A 2,737-nucleotide genomic window follows, 5' to 3' on the forward strand; every position below is an offset into this window, starting at 1 on the left:
TGGTTCGGTCGATCCGGGAAATGTCCTGAAAGAGATTATTGACGTTGCCATCAATGACCTCGTTACCCGTCACCCGACCACCACCATCTTCCTCATCGGTTAGGCGTTGGCTTTCGAAGAGTTTTACATCGCTATTAGTAATAGCCATAGCAAATCCTTATGCTTGGTTGACATAAATTGAGAATGAGTTGTGAAAGGGAGGAACTTTTATAAGAAAGCGTGGTCTTAAGCTGTAATTCAATAATTCAATAATTCAATAATTCAATAATTCAATAATTCAGTAATCCAATAATGCTAAATCCATCACAAGACCCTCTTCATACTGCCTGTGTCCAAGCAGGGATAAATATTGATTCCAACAATGTTACGCAGAGGAATACTTCTAACGTTACTTCAAAATTTAATAACTGTACCGTCACTGCCCAAGACAAAATGGTTAGTTCTAGTTTTCCAGACAGAGCTTCGACAAGTGATAAGCCTGTAAAGAAAAGGAAAACCATCCAATGCCCTGAATGCAATTCTTTATTCTCATCTAAAGCATCTTTAGGGGTACACAAAAGTAGATATCATACAAATGTAAAATTAAGACAATGCACCTATTGTGATAAGACCTTTAAGCACCCTACTAGCCTAAAAGATCATGAAAAAAAACATGATAACAAAGTAGCAGTAAATCGCTCGCTACAAGCGAAAACTGTCACACCTTCAGAGCCACCCCTCCCCTCTGGAACAAGTTCACTGACAACTTATCAAGCTTCCACATTGAAGACATTCAATTACGGAATATATTCTCATCCTCGTCTTCCTAATGAATTACCCCTGCATAGTAGCGGTATAAATTGCCAACCCTATAATACTTTTTTATCAAACAGTAATACTGCTGATCCCATTCAGCAGGAAGACAAAGAAATAAGACTTAGTAGTGATCTAAATGATATTTCTGAGAATGATCTTGTGTATTTTAATCTCTGAGGATTTAATTATCTCGAGCTAGCTTCTGGGTAGTTCATTCTTTAATTGTTTGCAGTCTTAGAGTTAAAAAGTATTGATCACTATCCTCTGGATAAGCAAACGGTAAGACCTGCTGTGCCTCTACAGGAGCACCGTTAGACCGATCAAAGATAACGGAGAACTGCCGACTATCCGGGAGCGTTAGAGTCATTGTTTTATTGGCCGCTTTGGAGAGAGCAAACAGGTTCTTGACCGTCAGTCGGGATACCCAACCGGCTTCGCCATTGCCAGACAGAATGATTGGTCTGCCATGTATTAGTTGCCCTTCCTGAACCATCAAAGCCCCGGTCAGGCTCCGCTCGGTGGTTTGCTCGACGGGGTTCCATTCAAACTCATTGATCCAGAGCAGATCGTCCGGGAGGGTAATAGTGTCTAGTTGCATAAATAAACCTTCGTTGGCTTTTTTTCCTATTTTTTCCATATAATCCAGCGATCTTCGATAGTGGGGTTTATATGAAAAAATGGATTTATGAAAAGTGCCTATTTGTTTGTTTGATTACTTTGCTTCTCTACTTGGCAACACTATATTTTGCTTCTTACGTTGGTGTTTACCTAACATATGTGGCGATCCCTGTAATTGTTATAACTGGTTTAATTGCCTACTGCACAAGACCAAAACAAACGCAGGAAGAAATCAAAAATCTTTAAACCGATCTCAATCCAGCGTTTTTCAGAGCTTCCAGAAGCTTTGTCTCATCCGTTGAATCAATGCCGACATTGACCGCACCGCCGGGGTATTCGAGCCGGATAATTTTCTGCGGAGCCGGTTGTGTGGTTTGAGTGGTTGGTGCTGACGTGCTCACCTGGCTCTCTTGGAGGGCTTGGGCTTTTTCATTGTTGGCCTGCCGGATACGTTCGTTGTAAATCTGCTCACTGATCCGCAGGGCAGAAGTGATATTCTTGATCGCCTCCTGATCCCCTTTGGCAACGGCCTCGGCCTGCTGTGCCTTCAGATCGTCACGCTGATTTTGATAACGGCGTTGCTCAATATCCGACTGCCTGCCCTGTAATTCATCCAGTTCATCTTGCAGGCTGTTGAGGGTATTTCGGGAACTCTCACCAAGGCTGGCCATGTTCTGCTCTGCCGAGCGAATGGCATTGTTGAGGCGGTCTAAATCCTGATTGTTCAGGAGGTTCATCGTATCAGCGGCTCGCTCGCCCTGACGGATAAAGCTTCTCGCTGTCGAGCCGCCGAGCTCATAACTCTCTAACAGTTCTTCGAGAGCGATCTTCTGCTCCAAGTATTGGCTTTTGACATAGGCAGCATGTTTCGCAGTCTCATTCATCCAGCTACTTATGCCGGTGACATCGAAGGTGTAGGAGTGCTGTAGCTTGTTGAGTTCTTCTCTGGTTTCTTCCAGCTGGCTTTTCAGTTCGGCAATACTGCTGATCGCCTCCTTGGTGTTGACGTTGCCCACGCCATTCATGGCTACAAAGGCATCGTGTGCCGCACCGCTCATGCCCTGTAGCTCTTCGGCCAGTGTGTTGTAATGACCGGCCATAACTCCGGCAATAGTGGAGGCATCGGTCAGCGCTTCGGCCTGTTGCGCTCCGGCTTGCTCGGCACTGTCGCCAACATTCTTTACGGCATCCTTGGTGTCTTCCGCTTCCTCTTTAAATGACTTGAGCTTTTCCCGGCTCGCATCCATCGCCTCTGTGTATTCTTCGAGCGATAGCGTTCCCTGTGAAAAGGCTTCGGCAATAGTGACACCGAGGCTGGCAAGTT

The 2,737-nt window shown here is 44.9% G+C and carries 3 protein-coding genes; 1 reads left to right on the forward strand and 2 read right to left on the reverse strand.

What is annotated here, in order from left to right:
- Positions 1-291: 291 nt before the first annotated feature.
- Positions 292-972 (forward strand): C2H2-type zinc finger protein, encoded by a 681-nt coding sequence (locus AK963_RS32655; protein WP_139117718.1) that lies wholly within the window; start codon positions 292-294, stop codon positions 970-972.
- 34 nt (positions 973-1,006) lie between these two features.
- Here AK963_RS32655 and AK963_RS27555 read toward each other — a convergent pair whose 3' ends face one another.
- Both AK963_RS27555 and AK963_RS33815 read right to left on the reverse strand, forming a co-directional pair.
- The gene (locus tag AK963_RS27555; RefSeq protein ID WP_066018522.1) at positions 1,007-1,393 is read right to left on the reverse strand and encodes a hypothetical protein; all 387 of its coding nucleotides are present in this window, start codon (positions 1,391-1,393) and stop codon (positions 1,007-1,009) included.
- A 262-nt stretch (positions 1,394-1,655) separates the two neighbouring features.
- A partial coding sequence (locus AK963_RS33815; protein ID WP_175404694.1) for a hypothetical protein occupies positions 1,656-2,737 on the reverse strand: 1,082 nt, incomplete at its 5' end.

This window comes from Endozoicomonas atrinae, assembly GCF_001647025.1.
GTDB lineage: Bacteria > Pseudomonadota > Gammaproteobacteria > Pseudomonadales > Endozoicomonadaceae > Endozoicomonas > Endozoicomonas atrinae.